This window comes from Pseudomonas sp. FSL L8-0168, assembly GCF_037976155.1.
Classification (GTDB): Bacteria; Pseudomonadota; Gammaproteobacteria; order Pseudomonadales; family Pseudomonadaceae; genus Aquipseudomonas; species Aquipseudomonas paracarnis.
In genome coordinates this window covers 1,716,427-1,740,514 of the sequence record NZ_CP150262.1, presented here as the reverse complement: position 1 = coordinate 1,740,514, position 24,088 = coordinate 1,716,427, and the positions used below count along the sequence as shown (strand labels likewise).

Below are 24,088 nucleotides of genomic sequence, written 5' to 3'. Positions count from 1 at the left end.
ACACCCATGACCGCATTTGCACGCATCACCCTGCTCAGCCTGGTACTGGGCCTGAGCGCCTGTGCGGTCCACCGCCCACCTGCGGCGCCGACCGGCCCGACTATTCCACCGTCTGGCCCCTCGACCCAGCCGAGCACCAAACCATCTGGCCCGGTGACGCCGCCGCCCAAGCCTCTGCCAAGCAAATCGCCGACCTTCGCCCCACCGCCGGGCGCCGCCAGCCACTGGGACGGCAAGATGCAGGTGTACGTGCTGGATGACCAGCCTGACACCTTCTACCGCCAGCGCACCTACTACCGCTGGAGCAACGGCTGGAGCCGGTCCATCAGCCCCAACGGGCCATGGGAAGAAACCAACGTGCAGGGCGTGCCGCCGGGGCTGAGCAAGCAGTACGCGCAATGACAAAAGGCGACCGTGTTCAGGTCGCCTTTTTTATTTCCGATTTGAAATGCTCTCCACTGTGGGAGCGGGCTTGCCTGCGATGACTATAGGTATCTACACAACTTTGTAGATTGTAGCCGCCGTTGGGCGGAACCCTAAGTGGCTGTTACCTCAATAACGGATATGTACTCGGTCTGGATCCAACATATTGGTCGGCTGCCAAGCCGCCTTCGCAGGCAAGCCAGCTCCCACATTTGGATCGCAGCGCTTCAGTTGGCCCAGCGTCGGCTGTCAAGCCGTCACGGGAGCAAGCTCCCTCGCATCGCCCTATAGTTGGGCGGCAGCTTGCCTGACAGCCGACACCTGACCAATTGTGGGAGCTGGCTTGCCTGCGATGACGGCCTGCCAGCCGATACCTATCTACCTGACGCCCCGCAATCCAAGTGTGGGAGCGGGCTTGCTCGCGAAGGCGGCCTGACAGTCGATCGGGATGTTGGATCTAACCCGGCGTCCTGTCGGGTTACCCCCGCACTCAAGATGTACTTGGTTCGTCCGCCCGCACCCACTTCACACCGGCGCAGTCTCCTGGCCTTTCAATGTGCGCCTGGCGATGACAATGGCCAGCACTGCCAAGCTGAAGGTGGCCCAGGCCATCAGTTGAGTCCCTCCTACAAATGCCTGTATAGCGTTGCCCATGAGTTCACTGGCCTGGTCGTGCGCCAGGGTGGCCGAGATTGCGTGGCGCCTGCCAAGGTTTCGCTTGCCAGTTGCATTTGCATAGGGCTCAAGAAGTCCGGTAGGTGCAGCGTGCCACGGTAGTACGCCGTCACCAGGCCACCGAGCACGGTGGTGCCGAGTACTACGCCGACTTCATAGGCCGTCTCGCTGATGGCTGACGCGGCGCCGGCTTTGTTGGCTGGGGCGGCCGACAGGATCACGTCGTTAGAGACGGTAGCAATGGCGCCGACGCCAATGTTCAACAAGGCAAACGCAACCACGATCACCGTCAAACTGCTACCGAGGCTGGCCACCAGCAAAAACGCGCCGGCAGTGAAGGCCAGCAGGATGGGAATCAGGACATTGACCGAGACGCGCTGGGCGACCGGGACGATCAGGATCCCCACCACAATTGCCATGAGTTGGCCCGGTATCAGCGCCAGGCTGGCGTTCAAGGGCGACATGCCCAGGACGATTTGCAGCAACTGAGTGGCAAAGAACACGAAGCCGATCAGGAAGGCCAGGCTCATCAGGTTAATGGTCACCGAGCCGCTGAACGTCTTGTTGCGAAACAGGCTCAGGTCCATCAAGGGGGTAGGGAGGCGCAACTGACGGCGTACGAATTGCCAGCCGCTCACGATTGCAACGGCCAATACCGCCAGTGCCCAGGCGTCCGGCCCTTCACTGGCGACATGCTTGATGCTGTACACCAGCGCACTGAGGGCGACCATCGAGAGCGCAATGCTGATGACATCCATCGGCCCCGACGCGTCCGGCTCGGACTCAGGCAGCAGCCAGAGGCCGAGGATCAACAGAGGCACCAGCACCGGTACGGCCAGGAGAAAAATCGACCCCCAACTGAAGAACTCCAGCAATATGCCGCCGACCAACGGCCCAAGCGCAGAACCGACGGTCAAGGTGGTTGCCCAGATCGCCACGGCCAGGCGACGCTCTTCCCGGTCCTCGAACACTGAGCGAATCAGCGCCAGCGTTGACGGCATCAACATCGCCCCGAAAACCCCCATGCATGCGCGTCCCACGACCAACTGCGTGGCGGTGCTGGAATAAGCGGTCATCACCGACACCAGGGTAAACCCCAGTGAGCCGATCAGAAGGAGTTTGCGATGGCCTTTGCGATCCCCCAGGCTACCCATGGAAATGAGCAATCCTGCCAGCATGGGCGGCGGCATGACCTCCGCCACGATGTCCAGGTCTACCGAAGATTGGGCCAAGGCCATGCCGAAGCCGAGAATGGCTGCATGGGGCAATGCCTGACACAGGGCCATCAATTCATTCGGCACATGCACACTCCCTGAACGGCACGCGCCTACTACAATTACGTCGAACGCTATGTTCTAGATTCTTGTTTAAACTGTCAGCTGTAGGATGAAAAACATTCCCATGTAGGAACGTGCTGAGCTTTCTATAGATTGTGAGTAGGGGCGACCATTGAGCATTTGTTTCATGTTGTATCGTTGTTACAAATTTACATACTCACTCCAATAAGCCCGGAAAGCCTGGTGCACGTGCCGAGCGTGGTGCGCGGTGGGTCACACTCGGGTAATGTGGCCGCCGCCGGCCTGCAAGGGCAGGTTGGCTGGAAATACTTTCCAGCCCTGACGATGGCTTGACGCGCCGAATGCTGACACCGGGGCGCCGGTACAGGTCTGGAGACAAGCGAAGAGGGTGTTTTGATGGCGGGCAGGTTGATCTATCTCATCGGGCCATCGGGGTCGGGCAAGGACAGCCTGCTGGACGCCGCGCGCCCACGCCTGGTCGAGCGTGGGTGTCGCCTGGTGCGGCGGGTAATCACACGGTCAGCGGAGGCGGTGGGCGAAGCGGCGCAAGGCGTGAGCCCCGAGCAGTTTGCGGCGATGGAGGCCGAGGGTGCATTTGCCTTGAGCTGGCAGGCTAATGGCTTGTCCTACGGCATCTCCAAGGACATCGACGATTGGCTGGCCGCCGGCGACGATGTTTTGGTCAACGGCTCCCGTGCCCACCTGGCGCAGACCCGCGAGCGTTATCCGACCTTGCTGGTATTGCTGCTGACGGTGGACCAAGCGGTGTTGCGCCAACGTCTGATTGCGCGTGGGCGGGAGTCGTTGGCGGATATCGAGCAACGCCTGGCGCGCAATGCGCGGTTCACTGCCGAATTGATCGCAGGTCACGGCGCGGGTTTGTTCGTGTTGGATAATTCCGGCCCATTGGCGCACACCGTTGAACGCTTGCTGTGCTGCCTGGACCACCGGCATTGCGTATGAGCCTGACCCAAGTCCCGGTAGGTTAGGACAACCCCGTCATGTAGTGCTTGATGAGGCCAGGTCTCAGATAAAACCCTGGCACTGAGCTTATTTTTTTCTGATGTGTTTGAGTGGGTTGCTGAATGTTTGAAGTTTAACTGTCGACCCGATTAAATTAACGCTTTGCGCGTTTTTACGTCTGTAGTATCAGGGTTTTAGCGTGATTGATAAGGGGCGGCTGTGCTGCGCTGAATAAACTGTGTGCGGATTTTTTGCGGTCGTGTTTATAGGGTTTTCTTGCAAAGAATTAGCGATGGTGAAGGCGTTTTCAATATGGGAGCTTTATCGGGCTGACTACGGAACAGTCGGCATCGATAACTCCTGTACATGGACGATTCATTTCACTGTTCAGAGTAGTAAAGTGCCATGCATATCCCAGTTAGACAGTCTTTCCAGTCGCATCCCCCTGAGACATTGAACTCCAATCTTTCACCTGATGAAAAGCAAGTTATTCGTTGGGCTAATAATAAAAAATCTTTCACCACGGACCAGGCGGCGAAACATATTACGCGCAGTAATGCGAAGTTTAAGGACAGTAATAGAGATGGAAAAGTTGTGGTGGGGTTTAACTTTTCCGGGGGGTTCAATGCGGCGCAGAAAGAGCGAGCCAGGCAAGCCCTTCAATACTGGGCGGATATCGCCAATATCGAATTTGTTGAAAATGGCTCAAACACCGATGGCAAGATCACTATCAAGGGGACTGGCGGATCGGGAGGCTGGGCAACCTTTCCGTTCGGTCAGCATGCAAAAGTCCAGGCCAATATAGGCACTTCGGGTGGGCAGAACCCGACCATGGGCAGCCACTTTCTGGGTTTGTTGATCCATGAACTGGGGCATACCCTGGGGCTCAGTCATCCAGGTGAATACAATGGCCAGGGCTTCAACTACGAGCGCAGTGCCGAATATGCACAGGACACCAAGGCACGCAGTGTCATGAGCTATTGGGCCGAGACCCATCAACCGGGGCACAAGTTTGCCGGCCGCAGCCCGGCGGCACCGATGATGGACGATGTCGCGGCAGCACAGCGGCTCTATGGCGCCAATACGAAGACCCGCAATACCGACACTACCTATGGCTTCAATTCCAATGCCGGTCGCGAGGTCTACAGCCTCAAGCAGGGGAGTGACAAGCCGATTTTTACCGTCTGGGATGGCGGCGGTAACGATACGCTCGATTTCTCCGGGTTTACCCAGAACCAAACCATCAACCTCAAGGCTGAGGCGTTTTCGGACGTGGGAGGCTTGCGCGGGAACGTATCGATTGCCAAGGGCGTCATTGTCGAAAATGCCATCGGCGGTGCCGGCAACGATACCTTGACGGGAAACGAGGGCAACAATCGCCTTACGGGCGGCAAGGGTGCCGATAAGTTGCACGGCGGTGCAGGGGCAGACACATTTGTGTATCACCGCATCGGCGATTCGACACCGCAGAACCCAGACGTTATTCAGGACTTTCAAAGCGGGCTCGACAAGATCGACCTCACCGGCGTTCTCCAGGAGGCAGGGATCAAGTCGTTGAATTTCGTTGATAAATTCGGCACAAAAGCGGGAGATGCCGTGCTCGGTCATGACTCGAAGACTGGCCGTTCCACGTTGGCTGTGGATACAACGGGGAACGGCACGGCGGATCTGATGATCGCCAGCCAAAGCCAGATCAAGCAGACGGATGTGATCTGGAACGGTGAGGCGCCGACTGTCACACCGACGCCTGGGCCCACTGTTGTCCCTGTGTCGGAACCCGTTCCCAGTCCCGTTCCCAGTCCCATTTCGGAGCCGACTGACTCCAAGCCTGATCCCAAGCCTGACCCTGACCCACAGCCAGAGCCGAGGCCAAGCCCCGGCCCGGCGCCCCGGCCGGGGAGAAGGTTTATCCAGAAAGTTTTTTCATCGTTCAAGGGGTTTGTAAATAAGGTGCGGTCGATATTCCGGTGAGTCCGGTGGCTATTGGCTAGTCCCTTGATCAGCCCAGAGCATGCCATCGCAGCGTCTGACCAACAACACGCGTACCTTTCACCGCCTTGAGCTTGCAGCTTTTCCTGACGGTGATTGCCTGGGAATGCCAGCCCCTGCAACCCAACGATTGCGCTTGCACCTTTGTGCCGTAGCGCCGCTCTCCCGGTTACCTCTGTCCAGGCTTGGACGCGCGCATCACCGCGTTCAAGCCTGCCTGCCGTACGTTTTCTCCCTTCAGCCGTGTCCTTTGCAGCGGGCTATCAGCGCTCGGTGATCGTTCTGCTTCGTCGCTTCATAGGGCGCCTGCAAGGCTCTGCTCAACCGTCGAACACTCCCGTTGAGGCACACACTGGCCGTATTGCAGTGTGTTTTCATGTTTCAGTTTTGGAGCGTCAGCCGGATCGGTTGTTGCAGTACATTCAATGACCGTCCTCGGCCAGACTAAAGCCGTTGTATGAGCACTGCAGGTTTTTTCTTTCAATACGAACTCTGCTATTCGTCTGTGCATTGGGTTGTTGTGTAGGACGGGTTAAAAGTTGCCAGTCGGGTATAGGTTTTTGGGCGATTGGGGTGTTGTCTGATTGTGAATAACGCTTTGCAATAAAAATTATGTAAAGTGTGTTTGTGAGGTTTAATGTTCATGCAAAACAAAGAGTTATCATGTTTGCGGTTAAAGTGCTATCTGTTCTGGGGTTTCGGAAGTTTTCAAGTATAAGATTAAAGTGTTTTTAAATTTTAGAGTGTGTCGAGTTGAATTATTTCACCGCTGGTGTACGGCAAGGGAGTGTGCGAATTTAACGCTGTGCCGATAACTACTGCTGCTCTTGGTGGGCGGGAATCGGTATCTCGAACGTGCTGATGTTACAGCCTCGAGTCTGATTTTTATGAGGACGTTGGTTTATGAGAGTGCCAGGACCATCCACACCTAATATTGTTATACCCAAGGAACCAGCTCTTAATAGCAGTATCAGCCCAGAAAGCCCTGCCGGGGCCTATACACTCAATAGTAAAAAGCCGGTGTTTACTACGGAACAGGCGGGAAAACACATCACCCGCAACGGTTTCAAGGTTCATGATAATAATGGTGACGGCAAAATTACCTTGTCCGTTCGCGTCTCCAAGGGCTTTACCCCGCAGCAGGCAGAGCAGGTCAGGCAGGCACTGCAATCCTGGCAGGATGTCGCTAACGTTACATTTACTGAAAAACCGCAACATTCAGACGGTCATGTTGATATCAGTGAAATGCCCGGAACACCGGGGGGAGTGGCCTCACTGCCTGATAAGTTCATGACTCGAACCTTCGTAAATATTGGAACGGCGAATGCGGGGGCGAACCCTCCACTGGGTCATTATTTTCGCGGGGTGCTTATCCATGAAATAGGTCATTCAATCGGCCTGGAACACCCGGGGCGTTATGATGGTTTTGGTAACTATGGGCGTGACGCAGTCTATGCAGGGGATACTCGAGCGCGTTCGGTGATGAGTTACTATTCAGAAAAAAACCAGCCAGGCCACGACTTCAAATTGTTGAACCCTTCTGCGCCGATGATGGATGACATCTCGGCTGTCCAGAAACTGTATGGGCCGAATACCAATACGCGCAATACCGATACAACCTATGGGTTTAATTCCAATACGAACCGTGAAGCGCTTAGTTTGAAGTCGCCAAATGACAACCCTGTTTTTTGTGTGTGGGATGGTGGTGGGAAAGACACGTTGGATTTCTCTGGGTATTCACAGCCTCAGAAAATCAATCTCAATGCCGAGTCTTTTTCGGATGTCGGTGCGTTGAAGGGTAATGTCTCCATAGCCAAGGGCGTCACACTGGAAAACGCGGTGGGCGGCAAGGGAGATGACGCTCTCATAGGTAACCAGGTCGCCAATCGTCTCAAAGGGGGCGGTGGAGCAGACCGGTTGTCAGGGGGAGGGGGGGCAGACACTTTTGTCTATGACCATGCCAATGATTCCACGCCGGATAACCCCGATGTAATTCTGGATTTTGAAAGTGGTGCAGACAAAATTGACGTCTCCGGGGCTTTGAAAAGGGCCAATCTCAGTGCGCTTAAATTCGTTGATCGCTTAACGGGTCAACCCGGCCAGGCTGTGATGAGTTACAGCGAGGGCAGTAATGAGGGAAGTCTGGCCCTGGACCTGACGGGCAACGGCAAGGCTGACCTGTTCGTAAAAAGCATCGGCCGGATAAACGCGGGTGATGTCGTGGCACACGGCGATACCCCTACGCCAAACCCTGAACCGAAAGACCCCAAGCCTGCGCCGCGGCCTCAATTCGACGAGCCCAAAACCAAGCCTGAGCCCAAACCGAAGGAGCCAAAGCCTGAGGAGCCCAGGCCAAGTCCAGACCGCTGTGAGCCGAAGCCACAGCCAGACCCTTGTGAGCCGAAGCCAAGTCCAGACCGCTGTGAGCCGAAGCCACAGCCAGACCCTTGTGAGCCGAAGCCAAGTCCGGACCGCTGTGAGCCGAAGCCACAGCCAGAGCCTTGTGAGCCGAAGCCAAGTCCGGACCGCTGTGAGCCGAAGCCACGGCCAGAGCCTTGTGAGCCGAAGCCAAGTCCGGACCGCTGTGAGCCGAAGCCACGGCCAGAGCCTTGTGAGCCGACGCCAAGTCCGGACCGCTGTGAGCCGAAGCCACGGCCAGAGCCTTGTGAGCCGACGCCACGTCCAGACCTGTGTGAGCCAAAGCCGCGCCCGTCCCCGCGTGAACCCAGGCCACGGCCTGAGACCCGCGAGCCTACGCCACGTCCAGACCCGTGGGAGCCAACGCCACGCCCGAAGCCGCGTGACCCTCGGCCACGCCCGGAGACCCGCGAGCCGACGCCACGTCCAGCCCCGTGGAAGCCCACGCCACGCCCGCACCCGCGTGACCCTTGGCCACGCCCGGAGACCCGCGAACCGACGCCACGTCCAGACCCGTGGGAGCCAACGCCACGCCCGAAGCCGCGTGACCCCCGGCCACGCCCGGAGACCCGCGAGCCGACACCACGTCCAGACCCGTGTGAGCCAACGCCGCGCCCGAAGCCGCGTGACCCCCGGCCACGCCCGGAGACCCGCGAGCCGACACCACGTCCAGACCCGTGTGAGCCCATGCCGCGCCCGTCCCCGCGTGACCCCAGGCCACGGCCTGAGCCCCGCGAGCCGACACCACGTCCGGCCCCGTGTGAGCCCATGCCGCGCCCGAACCCGCGTGAGCCCCGGCCATGGCCGGTGACCCGCGAGCCGACGCCTCGTCCAGATCCCTGTGATCCGCAACCGGATCCTTGCGAGCCGAGAGCTGCCAGTCGAAACGATCAGTCGGCGTATTCAGCGCGGTCTTGGAACGGGCGCCATTCACCGGCAGCCGCACGCTGAATACGTTCAAGTAGCGTGCTGCTTTTATAAGTAAAAAAGTCGCGCTGATTGCTCGATTTAAATCGAGTCTGTTGCAAAATCAAATCATGTATTACGCAGTGTATAAGTGCAAACAATCAGCAATGGCTTGATGTTCGTCAGTAAAGCGGGTGCTGTGATACTTATATAAAGATTGGTTTGTCGGGTAATTAATTTTCTTGGGTTGTGAATGGTTGAATGGGTGGGCGGTTATGCACGGACTGGCCGTAGCGGCTCGGAAGGGGAGGTTGATCGACTTAAAGATTTGAATGGCTATTAATGAAGTTGGATGTCTAGGAATTCACCGGTGACTTACGTGTGAAGTGTTGTGTTGTTGTTTTTAACTAACTGAGAAACGTGATTATGATCAATGCAAATACACCCGCTGCAAATTATTATGTGCCCACACCGAACGCGGCCCCTCAGCCGTCTCAGGTGCTACGTTCTGGCAATCCAGCTGAAAGTGAGGCTGCCAGTTTCCTTCATCGCGACGCGAACTTAGCAGCCGACAAACAAGCCTCAACAAACTCTCAATTGCTTAATCTTTCTGCTCCGCTGATAGGGGCACGCACTCATCAGCAGCGAATGTATGGATTGAGTCTAAACTCGGGGCTGCTTCGACTTGGAGACATCCATTCCGGCAACGTGGTGACGGCCCGTTGCTATCCGATGGCAGAGGAAAATACCAAACCCACTCCTGAGCCCCGGCCAAACGGCGGTACCAAGCCGGCAGCCGATCAGCCCCAGCCAAACGGCGGTACCAAGGGGGCAACAGATCAGTCTCAGCCAAACGGCGGTACCAAGCCGGCAGCCGATCAGCCCCGGCCAAACGGCGGTACCAAGCCGATAGCCGATCAGCCTCGGCCAAGTGGCTACACCACGCCAGTAAGTGATAGGCCCAAGCCCAACATCGACACCACGCCAGTCGGTGGTAAGCCCAAACCCAGCGTCGACACCCTGCCAGTCGTTGATAAGCCCAAACCCAGCGTCGACACCCTGCCAGTCGTTGATAAGCCCAAGCCCAACGTCGACACCATGCCAGTCGTTGGTAAGCCCAAACCCAGCGTCGACACCCTGCCAGTCGTTGATAAGCCCAAACCCAGCGTCGACACCCTGCCAGTCGTTGATAAGCCCAAGCCCAACGTCGACACCATGCCAGTCGTTGATAAGCCCAAGCCCAACGTCGGCACCCTGCCAGTCGTTGATAAGTCCAAGCCCAACGTCGACACCCTGCCAGTCGTTGATAAGCCCAAGCCCAACGTCGGCACCCTGCCAGTCGTTGATAAGGCCAAGCCCAACGTCGGCACCCTGCCAGTCGTTGATAAGCCCAAGCCCAACATCGACACCATGTCAGTCGTTGATAAGCCCAAGCCCAACGTCGGCACCCTGCCAGTCGTTGATAAGGCCAAGCCCAACGTCGGCACCCTGCCAGTCGTTGATAAGCCCAAGCCCAACATCGACACCCTGCCAGTCGTTGATAAGCCCAAGCCAACATCGACACCATGTCAGTCGTTGATAAGCCCAAGCCCAACGTCGACACCCTGCCAGTCGTTGATAAGCCCAAGCTCAACGTCGACACCCTGCCAGTCGTTGATAAACCCAAGCAACCCCGTGACACCAGAACCGATGACACCACCTATGGATTCAACTCGAATACTGGCAAGGCGGAAACGACCCTGACGTCCGCGGCTGATAAGCCAGACTTCAACGTATGGGATGAGCGTGGGAACGATACCTTTGATTTCTCTGGCTTCAAGCAGGATCAAATCATCAACTTGCGCGGTGGTTCGTTTTCCAGCGTGGGGGGGATGAAGGAAAACGTCAGGATCGGCGAGAAGACGGTGATCGAAAATGCTGTGGGGGGCCATGGTAACGATCGCATCATCGGTAACAGTGCGGATAATGTGCTCACCGGTGGCGCGGGGGGCGATACGTTGGTGGGCGGCGGCGGTTGGAACACCTTCAAGTTCAACGCCTTTAGCGATTCAACCCGTGCCAATGCCGACTTGTTGTTGGACTTCAACACGGGGCAGGACAAGATCGACCTGTCGCAAATGGTGCTCGACGGCAAGGTAGCGTTGAACTTCGTCGAGAACTATACGGGGGCGGCAGGCGACACCATCATCAAGTTTAATCCGCAAACGGGACGTTACTTGCTGGCGGTCGACCTGGATGGCGATGGCAAGACCGACTTCCTGATCAAAAGCACCCGAATGATCAGTCCAGAAGATGTCATCGGGCTCAACATCAAAGAGGGCAGTTATCTCTAATGCCTTGATCGCGCGCCTTTGACGGGCGCCACTGCTGGAAGCAAGGCGGGGGCGGGACTTACTCACGTGTTGATTAAGTCCCGCCCTTTTGTGCGTTTTGAAGTGGCGCACGGGCTCGTCAGGACGCTTGGACGGTGGCCAACGCGGCTTTACGTGCAACGCTCATGAAACGCAACAACGCAACCAGCGCAAATGCACTGCCCACCAGCATGACGGCCAACCAGCCGCCATGTTCATACACGCTGCTGGCAATCGCTGAACCGAACGCACCGCCGATAAAAATACTGGTCATGTACAGCGCGTTCAGGCGGCTGCGGCTGTTGGCATCGAGGGCGTAGATGGCGCGCTGGCCGAGGACCATATTCATCTGCACGCAGAAGTCCAGAACCACACCGGTGACTGCCAGGCCGATCACGCTGTAAAGCGGGTGTACCAACGCCGGCAGGAAACTCAACGCGCCAAACAGCATCGCCAGCAACGAGGCGCGGTGGGTATGGCCTGCGTCGGCCAGGCGACCGGCCATGGGCGCGGCGATGGCGCCAAGTGCACCGACCAGGGCAAACAGTGCGATCTCGCTTTGGCTCAGGCCGTGGTTACGCGCCAGTTCCAGTGGTACGGCAGTCCAGAACAGGCTGAAGGCGGCGAACATGCAACCCTGGTAGAACGCCCGCTGGCGCAACAGCGGTTGTTCACGCAACAGGGTGCCCAGGGAGCGCAGCAACTGGCCATAGCTGGCACTGTGATCGGGTTGGCGCTTGGGGATTGTCAGCATCAGCACCACGCTGATGAACGCCATCAGTGCGGCGGCCGCCATGAACATCGCACGCCAGCCGAAGTGATCGGCCACCACGCTCGACACTGGCCGTGCCAGCAGGATGCCCAGCAGCAGGCCGCCCATGATGCTGCCGACCACCCGGCCCCGGGACTCGGCCGGCGCCAGGTGTGCGGCCAGCGGAATCAGGATCTGCACCGAGACGGAACTGAAACCGATCAGCAGCGACACCAGCAGGAACAGGTTCGGCTGTTCGATAAACGCCGCACCCAGCAGGCTGGCGATCGCCACGACGGTGGTGGCGATCATCAGCTTGCGGTTTTCCAGCAGGTCGCCCAGAGGCACCAGGAAAAACAGGCCCAGGGCATAGCCGATTTGCGTGAGGGACACGATCAGGCTGGCCATTGCCGGCGTCAGGCCAATGTCCGGGGCAATCAGCTCGATGATCGGTTGCGCGTAGTAGATGTTGGCGACAATGGCGCCGCAGCAAAACGCGAACAGCATGACCATGCCCCGGGTCATGGTGCCTGCAGCGTGAGAGGTTGCGTTCATGGTGTACTCATAAAGGCGAAGGACGATGGCGTGAGAGAGTAAAGACAAGGCTCGCAAGTGAGTAGGCTGCTTGTGGTGATATCACTTATGCCGGCTGATGATACATTCAGACACATCTGCCCTACGCAAAAAAGTGGGAGCTGGCTTGCCTGCGATGGCGGTGCACCAGTCACCAGAAATATGACTGATAGATCGCTTTCGCAGGCAAGCCAGCTCCCACAGGTTTGACCGAGTTGATTCAGTCAGATGGATTATTGGCCAGAGTAGATCTGGTCAAACACCCCGCCATCATTGAAATGGGTCTTTTGCACTGTGCGCCAGTCGCCGAAGGTCTTCTCCACCGACAGGAAGTCCACCTTGGGGAACCGGTCGGTGTACTTGGCCAGCACCTTAGGGTCCCGTGGGCGCAGGTAATTGTTGGCCGCAATTTCCTGGCCTTCGGGCGACCACAGATACTTGAGGTAGTCCTCAGCCACCGCACGGGTACCTTTTTTCTCGACCACTTTATCCACCACCGACACCGGCGGTTCGGCTTCGGCGGAGACGCTTGGGTAGACCACTTCGAACTGATCACGGCCAAACTCACGGGCGATCATTTCCGCTTCGTTTTCAAAGGTCACCAGCACGTCGCCAATCTGGTTGGTCATGAAGGTGGTGGTGGCGGCGCGGCCACCGGTGTCCAGCACGGGCGCTTGCTTGAATAACTTTCCAACGAAGGTCTTGGCCTTGTCTTCATCGCCGCCGTTCTTCAACACGTAGCCCCAGGCCGACAGGTAGGTGTAGCGGCCGTTGCCCGAGGTCTTCGGGTTGGGCACGATCACTTGCACGCCATCCTTGAGCAGGTCGGGCCAGTCTTTCAACGCCTTGGGGTTGCCTTTGCGCACGATAAAGACTGTGGCTGAGGTGAATGGCGCACTGTTATTCGGCAGGCGTGTCACCCAGTTGTCCGGCACCAGCTTGCCGTTGTCGACCAGGGCATTGATGTCGGTGGCCATGTTCATGGTGATCACGTCGGCGGGCAGGCCGTCGATCACCGAGCGCGCCTGTTTGCTGGAGCCGCCGAAGGACATCTGCAACGTCAGCTTGTCGTCCGGGTGCTCGGCTGCCCAATGCTTCTGGAAGGCGGCGTTGTAGTCCTTGTAGAAATCGCGCATCACGTCGTAGGAGACGTTGAGCAGGGTGGTCGCTGCCTGGGCGGAGCCCGCCAGGGCCAGGCCGGCGGCCAGTAGGGAGGCGCTGAGGATTTTTTTCACTGCTCATTCCTTGTTGTTCGAGAAGAGGGAGGCAATTTGCCAGCGACTATAGCCGGGCCTTCATAGAGCTTTAAAGATTAAAAAGAACTTTGCTTATTCCAGTTTGCGAAACAGATTGCTGCCACAGCGCGCACAAAACGCGGCGTTGGGTTCATGGCTGTCCTTCTTGCACACTGGGCAGTCGGTATGCAGCTGTTCGCCGCGCATGGCACTGGCCAGTTCAGCGGTAAAAATACCCGTCGGCACGGCGATGATCGAGTAACCGGTGATCATCACCAGCGATGAAATAACCTGGCCCAGGGGCGTCTTGGGCACGATATCGCCGAAGCCCACGGTGGTCAGGGTGACGATCGCCCAGTAGATGCCCTTGGGGATACTGGTAAAGCCATGTTCCGGGCCTTCGATCACGTACATCAACGTGCCGAACACCGTCACCAGGGTGCACACGCTGACCAGGAACACCACGATCTTCTGCTTGCTGCCGCGCAGCGCCGCCATGAGGTAGTTGGCCTGCTTGAGATACGGGCTGAGCTTGAGCACGCGGAAGATGCGCAGCATGCGGATGATGCGGATGATCAGCAGATACTGGGCGTCGCTGTAGTACAGCGCGAGGATGCCGGGGACGATGGCGAGCAGGTCCACCAAGCCATAAAAGCTGAAGGCATAGCGCAGCGGCTTGGGCGAGCAATACAGGCGCAGGCCGTACTCGATGGCGAAGATCAGCGTGAAACCCCACTCGATATAGGCCAGCACGTCGGCGTAGTTCTGGTGAATTGTGTCGATGCTGTCGAGCATCACGATCACCAGGCTGGCGAGGATGATCAGCAGCAGGATGCCGTCAAAGCGCCGCCCGGCGACGGTGTCGCTTTGGAACACCATGATGTAGAGGCGCTGGCGCCAGTCGTTGTTGCTGTCCATAAACCCTGCCTGAAACGAATATCGAGCAAGCCTAGGGCGATTCGTACGGGCTGTCCATGTGAGGCTTGTGCAGCATTCGCTGACCGGCGCGCACCAGCCAGCACGCGAGGATAAACGGCGCGGTCAGCGCGGGCAGGTGCAGGGCGGCGAAGCCTGGGGTGAGCAGGATGGCCAGGCCGATACCCAGCAGCGGCAACCAAGGCTGGCGACGCGACGAGCACAGGGCCAGGGCGGCCAGCGCGGGGTTATAGCTGTGCAGGCCGAGCAGAGCGCCAGTGGCGTCGTTCAACCACAGGCCGGCCAGCATGCCGAGAGTGGCGCCGCCCAAGGCCCACGCGACGGCGCGACGGTCGGCCAGCAGCAAGCCCAAGGCGATCAGCACACCCGCCAGGGGCTGGTCCAGCAGCATGATTTGCCCAAGGCCGGTGAAGGGCGCGGCCAGTATAGCGACAGTGTCGGGCTCGCTCAGCGCAAGGGTGTTCTGCGGGACCTGGCCGAGCAGCAACCAGCCCAGCCCAACAAAGGGCGCGGTGTACGCTGGCAAATCCAGGGGTTGGGTCGCGTGTTTCAACCAGTGCCGGGTGAGGATGGCACTCAAGCCGCCGCACGCCAGGATCAGCGGCGGCACCAGCGCCGACCAGGCAAAGTGCTGGCTGATCAACAGGCCCAGCAATACGCCGTTGTAGCTATACAGCCCGGCCTGGCGCTCGGCCTTGGGATACCCCCGGCGTTGGGCCGTGAGCAACCCCGCGACACCTCCCAGCAAGGCACCGCCGAGCAACGCCGGGGCGCCGATCAGGATCGCCAGCAGGCACAGCAGGCCGCACAGCGGGTGGCGCTGCAGGAAGATTTGGCTGAAGCCGTTGAGCAGGGCTTCGGCCCAGTCGGGGCAGGTTGGGTTGTGCATTTGGGTTGAGTCAATAAGACCGAGTTGCCCTCCTCGCAGGCAAGCCAGCTCCCACATTTGATTGATGTTCGACATGCAAACTCGATCAAATGTGGGAGCCGGGCTTGCCCGCGATGAGGCCCTGACAGGCGCTAAATCAGCGTCTCTATACGCAGCGAATTGGTGGACCCCGGCTGCCCGAACGGCACCCCTGCGGTAATCACCAAGGTATCGCCACGCTGCGCCATGCCCTGGGCCTGGGCAATTTCCAGCGCGGTGGAACACACCTCATCCACCTGGCGCAGCCGATCATTGACTACCGAGTGCACGCCCCACGCCACGCTCAGGCGTCGCGCCGTGGACAGGTTGGGCGTGAGGTTGAGAATCGGCGCCACGGGCCGTTCCCGCGCCGCACGCAAGCTGGAACTGCCGGACTCGCTGTAGTTCACCAGCACCGCTACCGGCAGGATGCTGCTGATGCGGCGGATCGCGCAGCTGATGGCGTCCGACACCGTGGCATCTGCCTTGGGCCGGCTGACATCCAACTGTGCCTGGTAGTCTGGGCCGTTTTCCACCTGGCGGATGATCTTGCTCATCATCTGCACCGCTTCCAGCGGGTACTCGCCCGAGGCGGTTTCCGCCGACAGCATCACCGCGTCCGCACCTTCAGCCACCGCATTGGCGACATCGGTGACTTCGGCGCGGGTGGGTGCTGGCGAGAAGCGCATGGATTCGAGCATCTGCGTGGCCACCACCACCGGCTTACCCAGTTGGCGGCAGGTGCTGATGATGTCTTTCTGGATCTGCGGCACGCTCTCGGCCGGCACTTCCACGCCCAAATCACCCCGGGCCACCATGATCGCGTCGCTCAGTTCGGCGATTTCGCGCAGCCGTTGCACCGCTGACGGCTTTTCGATCTTGGCCATCAAAAACGCCTTATCACCAATCAGCTCGCGGGCTTCGCGGATGTCTTCCGGGCGCTGCACAAACGACAGCGCCACCCAGTCCACACCCAGCTCCAGGCCGAAGCTCAGGTCGCGGCGGTCCTTGGCGGTGAGTGGGCTCAGTTCCAACAGCGCTTGTGGGACGTTCACACCTTTACGGTCAGACAGTTCGCCGCCATTGAGCACGGTGGTGTCGATGGCGTCGGCATGCTTGGTGATCACGCGCAGGCGCAGCTTGCCGTCGTCGAGCAGCAGGTCCATGCCCGGCTCCAGGGCCGCGATGATTTCCGGGTGGGGCAGGTTGACCCGGCGTTGGTCCCCCAAAGTTTCATCCAGGTCCAGGCGCAGGGCCTGGCCGCGAACGAGCTGCACCTTGCCTTCGGCAAAGCGTCCCACCCGCAGCTTCGGCCCTTGCAGGTCCATGAGGATACCGAGCGGGTAGTTGAGCTGGCGCTCGACCTGGCGAATCCACTGGTAGCGCTGGGCATGGTCGGCGTGGTCGCCGTGGCTGAAGTTGAGGCGGAAGATATTTACCCCGGCCTCCACCAGCTCGCGGATGTCATCGATACCGTCGGTGGCCGGGCCCAGGGTGGCGAGGATTTTGACCTTCTTGTCAGGCGTCATGGTTGGCAGTCTCAAGGATCAGGATGGCGCGCAAGTCGTTGACGTTGGTGCGCGTCGGCTCGGTGACGATCAAGTCGCCCAGGGCGGCGAAATAGCCGTAGCCGTTGTTGTTGTCCAGCTCATCACTGGCCGACAGGCCCAGGGCTTCGGCACGGCGGTAGCTGCAGGGGGTCATGATCGCGCCGGCGTTGTCTTCAGAACCGTCGATGCCATCGGTATCGCCGGCCAGGGCGTACACGCCGGGCAGGCCCTTGAGGCTGTCGGTGAGGCTCAAGAGGAATTCCGCGTTGCGCCCGCCACGGCCGTCGCCGCGTACGGTGACGGTGGTTTCGCCCCCCGAAAGGATCACGCACGGCGCCGCCAGTGGCTGGCCGTGCTGCACGATCTGGCGGGCGATGCCGGCGTGTACCTTGGCCACATCGCGGGCTTCGCCTTCCAGATCACCGAGGATCAGCGGGCTGAAACCGGCCTGGCGCACTTTTACTGCTACCGCTTCCAGGGATTGCTGCGGGCGGGCGATCAATTGGAAGTGGCTGCGGGCAAGCACCGGGTCGCCGGGCTTGACGGTTTCCGAGGCCGGGTTCTGCAACCAACTGCGCACCGAAGCGGGGGCGTCGATGTGGTAACGCTTGAGGATCGCCAGGGCCTGTTGTGAGGTGCTCGGGTCACCGACGGTCGGGCCCGAGGCAATCACCGTGGCCTGGTCGCCCGGTACATCGGAGATCGCGTAGGTGTACACCGTGGCCGGCCACGCAGCCTTGGCCAACCGACCGCCCTTGATCGCCGAGAGGTGCTTGCGCACGCAATTCATCTCGCCAATGGTGGCGCCGGATTTAAGCAGGGCTTTGTTGATGGCTTGCTTGTCCGCCAGGGTGATGCCCTCGGCGGGCAGGGCGAGTAGTGCCGAGCCACCGCCGGAGAGCAGGAAGATCACGCGGTCGTCTTCACCCAGATGGCTGATCAGTTCCAGCACGCGCTGGGCCACGGCCAGGCCGGCCGCATCCGGCACCGGATGGGCGGCTTCGACCACTTCGATTTTTTTGCATGGCGCGCCATGGCCGTAGCGGGTGACCACCAGGCCCGAGACCTCGCCCTGCCAACAGTCTTCGACGACCAGTGCCATGGCGGCCGCGGCTTTGCCGGCTCCGATCACGATCACACGGCCACTGCGGTCGGCAGGCATGTAGGGTTCAAGGACTTGCCGGGGGTGGGCGGCGTCGATGGCTGTGGCAAACAGCTCGCGAAGCAGGTGTTGCGGATCGACCGACATAAGCGGGCTCCCGGGGGATTCTTGTTATTAGAGGTGCAGCGATCGTTCCCACGCTCTGCGATCGTTCCCACGCTCTGCGTGGGAATGCAGTCCGGGACGCTCTGCGCCCAAAGCGTGACGCGGAGCGTCACAAGAGGCATTCCCACGCGGAGCGTGGGAACGATCAGCGGTGTGGGTTATTTTTCGCGAATCGAGAAGTTCGCCATATGCTCCAGGCCCTTGATCAGCGCCGAGTGGTCCCAGTTGCCGCCGCCAATTGCCGTGCAGGTGCTGAACACTTGCTGGGTGCCGGCGGTGTTCGGCAGGTTGATCCCCAGTTCCTTGGCACCAGCCAGCGCCAGGTTCAGGTCCTTCTGGTGCAGGTTGATGCGGAAACCCGGATCGAAGGTGCCCTTGATCATGCGCTCGCCGTGCACTTCCAGGATCTTCGACGATGCAAAGCCACCCATCAGCGCTTCACGCACTTTGGCCGGGTCGGCGCCGTTTTTGGAGGCGAACAACAACGCTTCGGCCACCGCCTGGATGTTCAGCGCGACGATGATCTGGTTGGCCACCTTGGCGGTCTGGCCATCGCCATTGCCGCCTACCAGGGTGATGTTTTTGCCCATGCTCTGGAACAGCGGCAACGCGCGTTCGAACGTCTGCGGTTCGCCGCCGACCATGATGCTCAAGGTGCCGGCCTTGGCACCGACTTCACCACCGGACACCGGTGCGTCCAGGTACTGCGCGCCGGCCTGGTTGACCTTGGCGGCGAATGCTTTGGTCGCAGTAGGGGAGATCGAGCTCATGTCGATCACCACCTTGTTCGGTGACAGGCCCGCAGCCACGCCGTCGGCGCGAAACAGCACGTCATCGACTTGAGGGGTGTCGGGCACCATGACGATGATGAACTCGGCTTCCTGGGCCACTTGTTGCGGGTTGGCCAGCGCCACGGCGCCGGCGCTGATCAGTTCAGCCGGAGCCTTGCCGTGATGTTCGGAGAGAAACAGTTGATGGCCTGCTTTCTGCAGGTTGGCGGCCATGGGTTGGCCCATGATGCCGGTGCCGATGAATCCGATTTTAGCCATGATCAAAATCCTCGTTTAATGTGGGAGCTGGCTTGCCTGCGATGGCATCACCTGGGTATGCCTGATACAGCGAGGTGTCCGCATCGCTGGCAAGCCAGCTCCCACAGTGTTTTGTGTTGTGTCAGTTGTCAGATGGCGTTATGGGTTTTGAGCCAGCCCAAACCCGCCTCGGTAGTGGTCAACGGCTTGTACTCACAGCCGACCCAACCCGCGTAACCAATGCGGTCCAGATGCTCGAACAGGAAGCGGTAGTTGATCTCACCGGTACCTGGCTCGTTGCGCCCTGGGTTGTCCGCCAGTTGGATGTGGTTGATCTCGCCCAGGTGCGCCGCCATGGTCCGCGCCAGGTCGCCTTCCATGATTTGCATGTGGTAGATGTCGTATTGCAGGAACAGGTTGGCGCTGCCCACTTGCTCGCGAATCGACAGGGCCTGCGCCGTGTTGTTGAGGTAGAAGCCCGGAATGTCGCGGGTGTTGATCATCTCCATCACCAGCTTGATACCCGCCGCCTGCAGCTTCTCGGCGGCGTACTTGAGGTTGGCGACAAAGGTCTTTTCTACGGTCTCGTCATCAACGCCTTGTGGCCGGATACCCGCCAGGCAGTTGACCTGGGTGTTGCCCAAGACCTGGGCATAGGCGATCGCCAGTTTGACCCCGGCACGGAACTCCTCGACCCGGTCCGGGTGGCAAGCCAGGCCGCGCTCGCCCTTGGCCCAGTCACCGGCTGGCAGGTTGAACAGCACCTGGGTCAGGCCGTTGGCGTCCAGCTGCGCCTTGATATCGGCAGAGCTGAATTCATACGGGAACAGGTACTCCACGCCCTGGAAACCGGCATCGGCAGCCGCTTTGAAGCGGGCAAGGAAATCCTGTTCGGTAAACAACATGGACAGGTTGGCAGCAAAGCGCGGCATAGGGTTCTCCTTAATCGAGCAGGGAAATGGCAGTCGGCGCATCGTTGCCGACCAGGGCCAGATCTTCGAATTCATTGACGGCGTTGATCTCGGTGCCCATGGAAATATTGGTCACCCGTTCCAGAATAATCTCAACGATCACGGGCACCTTGAATTCTTCGATCATCTCTTGGGCCCGGCGCAAGGCCGGTTGGATCTGGCCTGGCTCGAACACACGCAGAGCCTTGCAGCCCAAGCCCTCTGCAACCGCCACATGGTCGACGCCATAGCCGTTGAGTTCGGGGGCGTTGAGGTTGTCGAAGGACAGCTGCACGCAGTAGTCCATCTCGAACCCACGCTGGGCCTGACGGATCAGGCCCAGGTAAGAGTTGTTCACTACCACATGGATGTACGGCAGCTTGAACTGCGCGCCCACCGCCAGTTCTTCGATCATGAACTGGAAGTCATAGTCGCCCGACAAGGCCACCACTTTGCGGCTCGGGTCGGCCTTGACCACGCCCAGCGCTGCGGGAATGGTCCAGCCCAATGGGCCGGCCTGCCCGCAGTTGATCCAGTGGCGTGGCTTGTACACATGCAAGAATTGCGCGCCGGCAATCTGCGACAGGCCGATGGTGCTGACGTAGCAGGTGTCTTTTCCGAACACCTGGTTCATCTCTTCGTACACGCGTTGCGGCTTGACCGGCACATTGTCGAAGTGAGTCTTGCGGTGCAGGGTGGCCTTGCGCTGTTGGCAGTCATGCAACCAGGCACTGCGGTCCTTGAGCTTGCCGGCGGCTTTCCACTCGCGGGCCACTTCAATGAACATCGTCAGCGCGGAGCCGGCGTCAGAAACGATGCCCAGGTCCGGCGTGAACACGCGGCCAATCTGGGTCGGTTCGATGTCGACGTGAATGAATTTACGGCCCTCGGTGTACACCTCGACCGAACCGGTGTGACGGTTGGCCCAGCGGTTGCCGATGCCCAGCACCACGTCCGACTTGAGCATCGTCGCGTTGCCGTAGCGGTGCGAGGTTTGCAGGCCGACCATGCCCACCATCAGCGGATGGTCGTCCGGGATCGTGCCCCAGCCCATCAGGGTCGGGATCACCGGGATGCCGGTCAGCTCAGCGAACTCCACCAGCAACTCGCTGGCGTCGGCGTTGATCACGCCGCCACCGCTCACCAGCAATGGGCGTTCGGCTGCGTCGAGCAGAGCCAGGGCTTTTTCCACTTGCACACGGGTCGCCAGCGGCTTGGCTAGAGGCAGCGGCTGGTAGGCGTCGATGTCGAATTCGATCTCGGCCATCTGTACGTCGAACGGCAGGTCGATCAACACCGGGCCAGGGCGGCCGGAGCGCATTTCATAAAAGGCCTTCTGGAACGCGTAAGGCACTTGGCCGGGTTCCAGCACCGTGGTTGCCCACTTGGTCACTGGCTTGACGATGCTGGTGATGTCCACGGCCTGGAAGTCTTCCTTGTGCATCCGGGCGCGGGGGGCTTGGCCGGTAATGCACAGGATCGGGATCGAGTCGGCCGAGGCGCTATACAGGCCGGTGACCATGTCGGTACCCGCCGGGCCCGATGTGCCGATGCACACGCCGATATTGCCGGCCTTGGTGCGGGTGTAGCCCTCGGCCATGTGCGAGGCGCCTTCAACGTGGCGAGCAAGGACGTGATCGATGCCACCCACCTTCTGCAAGGCCGAATACAGCGGGTTGATCGCGGCGCCTGGGATACCGAAGGCGGTATCCACACCTTCACGGCGCATCACCAGGACGGCGGCTTCGATTGCTCTCATTTTGCTCATGGTTTTGGTGCCTCTTGCGTTTTGTAATTGTATACAAGTGGTGTCTGTCCAAAGTGTATTCACGGCGAGCTACGTTGGTCAATGCCTTTCGTGAACTGACCTTTGCGTTCGTCGGAAGCGCTTTTTTCGACGTATGGAGCCTTTGTTGAAAAATATTGTATACAAAAACAGATATCATTGTGTTCTATTTGTGTCATCGGGCATCTGATCAAACAGACCTCACCGCGTTACCCATAACAAGATAAGGACGGCACCTATGAGCGCTTTAACCTTGAAACTCGCCACCCAGCTGGCCACCCAGGCCCTTACTGCAGGCCGCACCATTTCGGCTGCGCCACTGACCATCGCCGTGCTCGACAGCGGCGGCCATCTGGTCACCCTGCAACGCGAAGACGGCGCCAGCCTGCTACGCCCGCAAATCGCCATCGGCAAAGCCTGGGGCGCCATTGCCCTGGGCAAGGGTTCACGTTTGCTGGCACTGGACGCCCAACAGCGCCCGGCGTTTATCGCGGCCTTGAACAGTCTGGGGCAGGGCAGCGTCGTGCCGGCACCGGGTGGGGTGTTGATTCGGGATCAGAGCGGCATGGTGCTCGGCGCAATTGGGATCAGCGGGGACACGTCCGATATTGACGAGCAGTGTGCGATCACAGCGATAGAGGGGGTGGGGTTGATGGCGGATGCGGGGGTGTCGGCTTGAATCGTTCTGACTGTGAGTAAGCTATCGCAGGCAAGCCAGCTCCCACATTGGCGGTGTTCACAAATCCAACTGTGTGAATCCAATCAGTGTGGGAGCTGGCTTGCCTGCGATGCAGTCGACTCGGTCTACAGTCAAACCCAAATAGCATCCCACAGCGGATAGTCGCCAAACTTCTTTACCAGCCCAGCCCTGAGTGGATTAGCTACGATGTAGCGTGCAATCCCCTCAAGGCTTTCCTCTCGACGCACGGCATGATCATGAAAGCCCGGCTGCCAGAGGCGACCTTGGCGGCCAGCCACCGCATTCACAATTCGGGTGCTCTTGGACTTCACTTGTCGCATCAAGTCGGCAAGCGAACCTTTCTCCAGAGCAACAAGCCAATGGAAATGATCAGGCATTACTACCCAGGCCAATGAGGTTGCGAGCCCTTTATATTGAACGATTCTGAATTGGTGTACGACCAGACGGCCAAGTCTGAAGTCGCTGAAGATGGGCTCACGTTCAAGGGTGTTGGTGGTGAGCAGGTAAATGCGGTTGGATTCGTTATAGCGGCCGATGCGCAGGCGTTTTGAAGCAGGTAGATCAGGCATTCCTTGGCCTCTCTTCAGATGGTGTTCTGAGAGGCTAGACTGAGGGGCGAAGGCTGATCGGCAGGCTTTTAGCAGGATGTGTCTGGATGGGCGCTATCGCGGGCAAGCCCGCTCCCACAGGGGATTATGACCAATTTACATTTTGTGTCCCGCGCAAATCCGTGTGGGAGCTGGCTTGCCTGCGATAGCCTCTGCGCGGTCTATCAATCCGGCTCACACCCCTTGAGCACCAACCGAATGATCGTCTGCGCCGCCGCCTCATAATCGGCCTCATCCAGCTTGGCCTTGCCGGTTACCGCCGAGATCTGCCAGTCGAAATCGGCATAGGTCTGGGTGGCTGCCCAGATGCTGAACATCAGGTGGTTGGGGTCAATTGCTGCGATCAGGCCACGGTCAACCCAGCTCTGGATGCAGTCGATATTGTGCTTGGCCTGGGCATTGAGCTGTTCAACCTGGTCGGTGCTCAGGTGTGGGGCGCCGTGCATGATTTCGCTGGCGAACACCTTGGAGGCGAACGGCAGGTCGCGGGAGATGCGGATTTTGGAGCGGATATAGTTGCTCAATACTTCCTTGGGCTCGCCTTCGGGGTTGAACGGCGTGGAGGCGGCCAGGATCGGCTCGATAATGCTTTCGAGCACCTCGCGGTAAAGGTTGTCCTTGGATTTGAAGTAGTAATAGACGTTGGGCTTGGGCAGCCCGGCCTTGGCGGCGATGTCGCTGGTTTTGGTCGCGGCGAAGCCCTTGTCGGCAAACTCCTCGCTCGCCGCCCGCAGGATTTTTTCTTTGTTGCGCTCGCGAATGCTGCTCATAAAC

At 59.4% G+C, this 24,088-nt stretch carries 19 protein-coding genes; 7 read left to right on the top strand and 12 right to left on the bottom strand.

Features of this window, described 5'->3' with window-relative positions; genetic code table 11:
• Positions 1-6: 6 nt before the first annotated feature.
• Positions 7-402, top strand: a complete 396-nt coding sequence (locus tag MHH62_RS07345) for a hypothetical protein (protein WP_005786516.1) — start codon at positions 7-9, stop codon at positions 400-402.
• 647 nt (positions 403-1,049) lie between these two features.
• Here the strand turns inward: MHH62_RS07345 and MHH62_RS07340 are convergent.
• Positions 1,050-2,399 carry an MFS transporter gene (locus MHH62_RS07340; protein WP_339232755.1) on the bottom strand — a complete coding sequence of 450 codons (1,350 nt, stop codon included), beginning with the start codon at positions 2,397-2,399 and terminating at the stop codon, positions 1,050-1,052.
• Between the two features lie 393 nt (positions 2,400-2,792).
• Between MHH62_RS07340 and phnN the strand changes: the two genes are divergently transcribed.
• The 5 genes from phnN (at position 2,793) to MHH62_RS07315 (ending at position 11,005) form a co-directional block, all read left to right on the top strand.
• Positions 2,793-3,359, top strand: a complete 567-nt coding sequence (gene phnN / locus MHH62_RS07335) for a phosphonate metabolism protein/1,5-bisphosphokinase (PRPP-forming) PhnN (RefSeq protein WP_014717708.1) — start codon at positions 2,793-2,795, stop codon at positions 3,357-3,359.
• A gap of 405 nt (positions 3,360-3,764) precedes the next feature.
• Positions 3,765-5,330, top strand: a complete 1,566-nt coding sequence (locus MHH62_RS07330) for a M57 family metalloprotease (RefSeq protein ID WP_339232753.1) — start codon at positions 3,765-3,767, stop codon at positions 5,328-5,330.
• A gap of 921 nt (positions 5,331-6,251) precedes the next feature.
• On the top strand, positions 6,252-8,717 hold the full coding sequence (locus tag MHH62_RS07325) for a M10 family metallopeptidase C-terminal domain-containing protein (RefSeq protein ID WP_339232752.1): 2,466 nt from the start codon (positions 6,252-6,254) through the stop codon (positions 8,715-8,717).
• 375 nt (positions 8,718-9,092) lie between these two features.
• On the top strand, positions 9,093-10,415 hold the full coding sequence (locus MHH62_RS07320; RefSeq protein ID WP_339233047.1) for a hypothetical protein: 1,323 nt from the start codon (positions 9,093-9,095) through the stop codon (positions 10,413-10,415).
• Positions 10,316-11,005, top strand: coding sequence for a M10 family metallopeptidase C-terminal domain-containing protein (locus MHH62_RS07315; RefSeq protein ID WP_339233028.1), 690 nt, complete (start codon positions 10,316-10,318; stop codon positions 11,003-11,005). The genes MHH62_RS07320 and MHH62_RS07315 overlap by 100 nt, the downstream gene beginning before the upstream one ends.
• Positions 11,006-11,123: 118 nt before the next feature.
• Here the strand turns inward: MHH62_RS07315 and MHH62_RS07310 are convergent, their stop codons facing one another.
• From MHH62_RS07310 to gcl, 9 genes are all read right to left on the bottom strand, one after another.
• Complete coding sequence (locus MHH62_RS07310) at positions 11,124-12,329, bottom strand: MFS transporter (RefSeq protein ID WP_014717711.1); 1,206 nt, start codon at positions 12,327-12,329, stop codon at positions 11,124-11,126.
• Between the two features lie 251 nt (positions 12,330-12,580).
• A complete protein-coding gene (locus MHH62_RS07305) occupies positions 12,581-13,582 on the bottom strand; it encodes a sulfate ABC transporter substrate-binding protein (protein ID WP_014717712.1) in 1,002 nt (333 codons plus the stop codon).
• 93 nt (positions 13,583-13,675) lie between these two features.
• A complete protein-coding gene (locus MHH62_RS07300; RefSeq protein ID WP_014717713.1) occupies positions 13,676-14,500 on the bottom strand; it encodes an ion transporter in 825 nt (274 codons plus the stop codon).
• Between the two features lie 31 nt (positions 14,501-14,531).
• A complete protein-coding gene (locus tag MHH62_RS07295; protein ID WP_038449570.1) occupies positions 14,532-15,407 on the bottom strand; it encodes an urea transporter in 876 nt (291 codons plus the stop codon).
• Between the two features lie 131 nt (positions 15,408-15,538).
• Positions 15,539-16,954, bottom strand: coding sequence for a pyruvate kinase (gene pyk / locus MHH62_RS07290; protein WP_014717715.1), 1,416 nt, complete (start codon positions 16,952-16,954; stop codon positions 15,539-15,541).
• Positions 16,944-18,224, bottom strand: a complete 1,281-nt coding sequence (locus MHH62_RS07285) for a glycerate kinase (RefSeq protein WP_339232748.1) — start codon at positions 18,222-18,224, stop codon at positions 16,944-16,946. The genes pyk and MHH62_RS07285 overlap by 11 nt, the downstream gene beginning before the upstream one ends.
• 176 nt (positions 18,225-18,400) lie before the next feature.
• Positions 18,401-19,291, bottom strand: a complete 891-nt coding sequence (locus tag MHH62_RS07280) for a 2-hydroxy-3-oxopropionate reductase (protein WP_019820390.1) — start codon at positions 19,289-19,291, stop codon at positions 18,401-18,403.
• Positions 19,292-19,419: 128 nt separating this feature from the next.
• The gene (gene hyi, locus MHH62_RS07275) at positions 19,420-20,202 is read right to left on the bottom strand and encodes a hydroxypyruvate isomerase (protein WP_014717718.1); all 783 of its coding nucleotides are present in this window, start codon (positions 20,200-20,202) and stop codon (positions 19,420-19,422) included.
• Between the two features lie 10 nt (positions 20,203-20,212).
• The gene (gcl, locus tag MHH62_RS07270; RefSeq protein ID WP_003189987.1) at positions 20,213-21,988 is read right to left on the bottom strand and encodes a glyoxylate carboligase; all 1,776 of its coding nucleotides are present in this window, start codon (positions 21,986-21,988) and stop codon (positions 20,213-20,215) included.
• 256 nt (positions 21,989-22,244) lie between these two features.
• Here gcl and MHH62_RS07265 point away from each other — a divergent pair, with 256 nt between their 5' ends.
• Positions 22,245-22,685 carry a heme-binding protein gene (locus tag MHH62_RS07265; RefSeq protein ID WP_020302584.1) on the top strand — a complete coding sequence of 147 codons (441 nt, stop codon included), beginning with the start codon at positions 22,245-22,247 and terminating at the stop codon, positions 22,683-22,685.
• A gap of 131 nt (positions 22,686-22,816) precedes the next feature.
• On the opposite strand, the gene MHH62_RS07260 is transcribed toward MHH62_RS07265, so the two are convergent.
• Together MHH62_RS07260 and MHH62_RS07255 are read right to left on the bottom strand one after the other, a co-directional pair.
• Positions 22,817-23,275 (bottom strand): transposase, encoded by a 459-nt coding sequence (locus MHH62_RS07260; protein ID WP_014717720.1) that lies wholly within the window; start codon positions 23,273-23,275, stop codon positions 22,817-22,819.
• Between the two features lie 203 nt (positions 23,276-23,478).
• Positions 23,479-24,084 carry a TetR/AcrR family transcriptional regulator gene (locus MHH62_RS07255; RefSeq protein ID WP_014717721.1) on the bottom strand — a complete coding sequence of 202 codons (606 nt, stop codon included), beginning with the start codon at positions 24,082-24,084 and terminating at the stop codon, positions 23,479-23,481.
• Between the last annotated feature and the right edge of the window lie 4 nt (positions 24,085-24,088).

Coding starts and splice junctions, on each gene's coding strand:
- MHH62_RS07345 (WP_005786516.1), top strand. CDS start 7: ATGACCGCATTTGCACGCATCACCCTGCTCAGCCTGGTACTGGGCCTG.
- phnN (WP_014717708.1), top strand. CDS start 2,793: ATGGCGGGCAGGTTGATCTATCTCATCGGGCCATCGGGGTCGGGCAAG.
- MHH62_RS07330 (WP_339232753.1), top strand. CDS start 3,765: ATGCATATCCCAGTTAGACAGTCTTTCCAGTCGCATCCCCCTGAGACA.
- MHH62_RS07325 (WP_339232752.1), top strand. CDS start 6,252: ATGAGAGTGCCAGGACCATCCACACCTAATATTGTTATACCCAAGGAA.
- MHH62_RS07310 (WP_014717711.1), bottom strand. CDS start 12,329: ATGAACGCAACCTCTCACGCTGCAGGCACCATGACCCGGGGCATGGTC.
- MHH62_RS07300 (WP_014717713.1), bottom strand. CDS start 14,500: ATGGACAGCAACAACGACTGGCGCCAGCGCCTCTACATCATGGTGTTC.
- MHH62_RS07295 (WP_038449570.1), bottom strand. CDS start 15,407: ATGCACAACCCAACCTGCCCCGACTGGGCCGAAGCCCTGCTCAACGGC.
- pyk (WP_014717715.1), bottom strand. CDS start 16,954: ATGACGCCTGACAAGAAGGTCAAAATCCTCGCCACCCTGGGCCCGGCC.
- MHH62_RS07285 (WP_339232748.1), bottom strand. CDS start 18,224: ATGTCGGTCGATCCGCAACACCTGCTTCGCGAGCTGTTTGCCACAGCC.
- MHH62_RS07280 (WP_019820390.1), bottom strand. CDS start 19,291: ATGGCTAAAATCGGATTCATCGGCACCGGCATCATGGGCCAACCCATG.
- hyi (WP_014717718.1), bottom strand. CDS start 20,202: ATGCCGCGCTTTGCTGCCAACCTGTCCATGTTGTTTACCGAACAGGAT.
- gcl (WP_003189987.1), bottom strand. CDS start 21,988: ATGAGCAAAATGAGAGCAATCGAAGCCGCCGTCCTGGTGATGCGCCGT.
- MHH62_RS07265 (WP_020302584.1), top strand. CDS start 22,245: ATGAGCGCTTTAACCTTGAAACTCGCCACCCAGCTGGCCACCCAGGCC.
- MHH62_RS07260 (WP_014717720.1), bottom strand. CDS start 23,275: ATGCCTGATCTACCTGCTTCAAAACGCCTGCGCATCGGCCGCTATAAC.
- MHH62_RS07255 (WP_014717721.1), bottom strand. CDS start 24,084: ATGAGCAGCATTCGCGAGCGCAACAAAGAAAAAATCCTGCGGGCGGCG.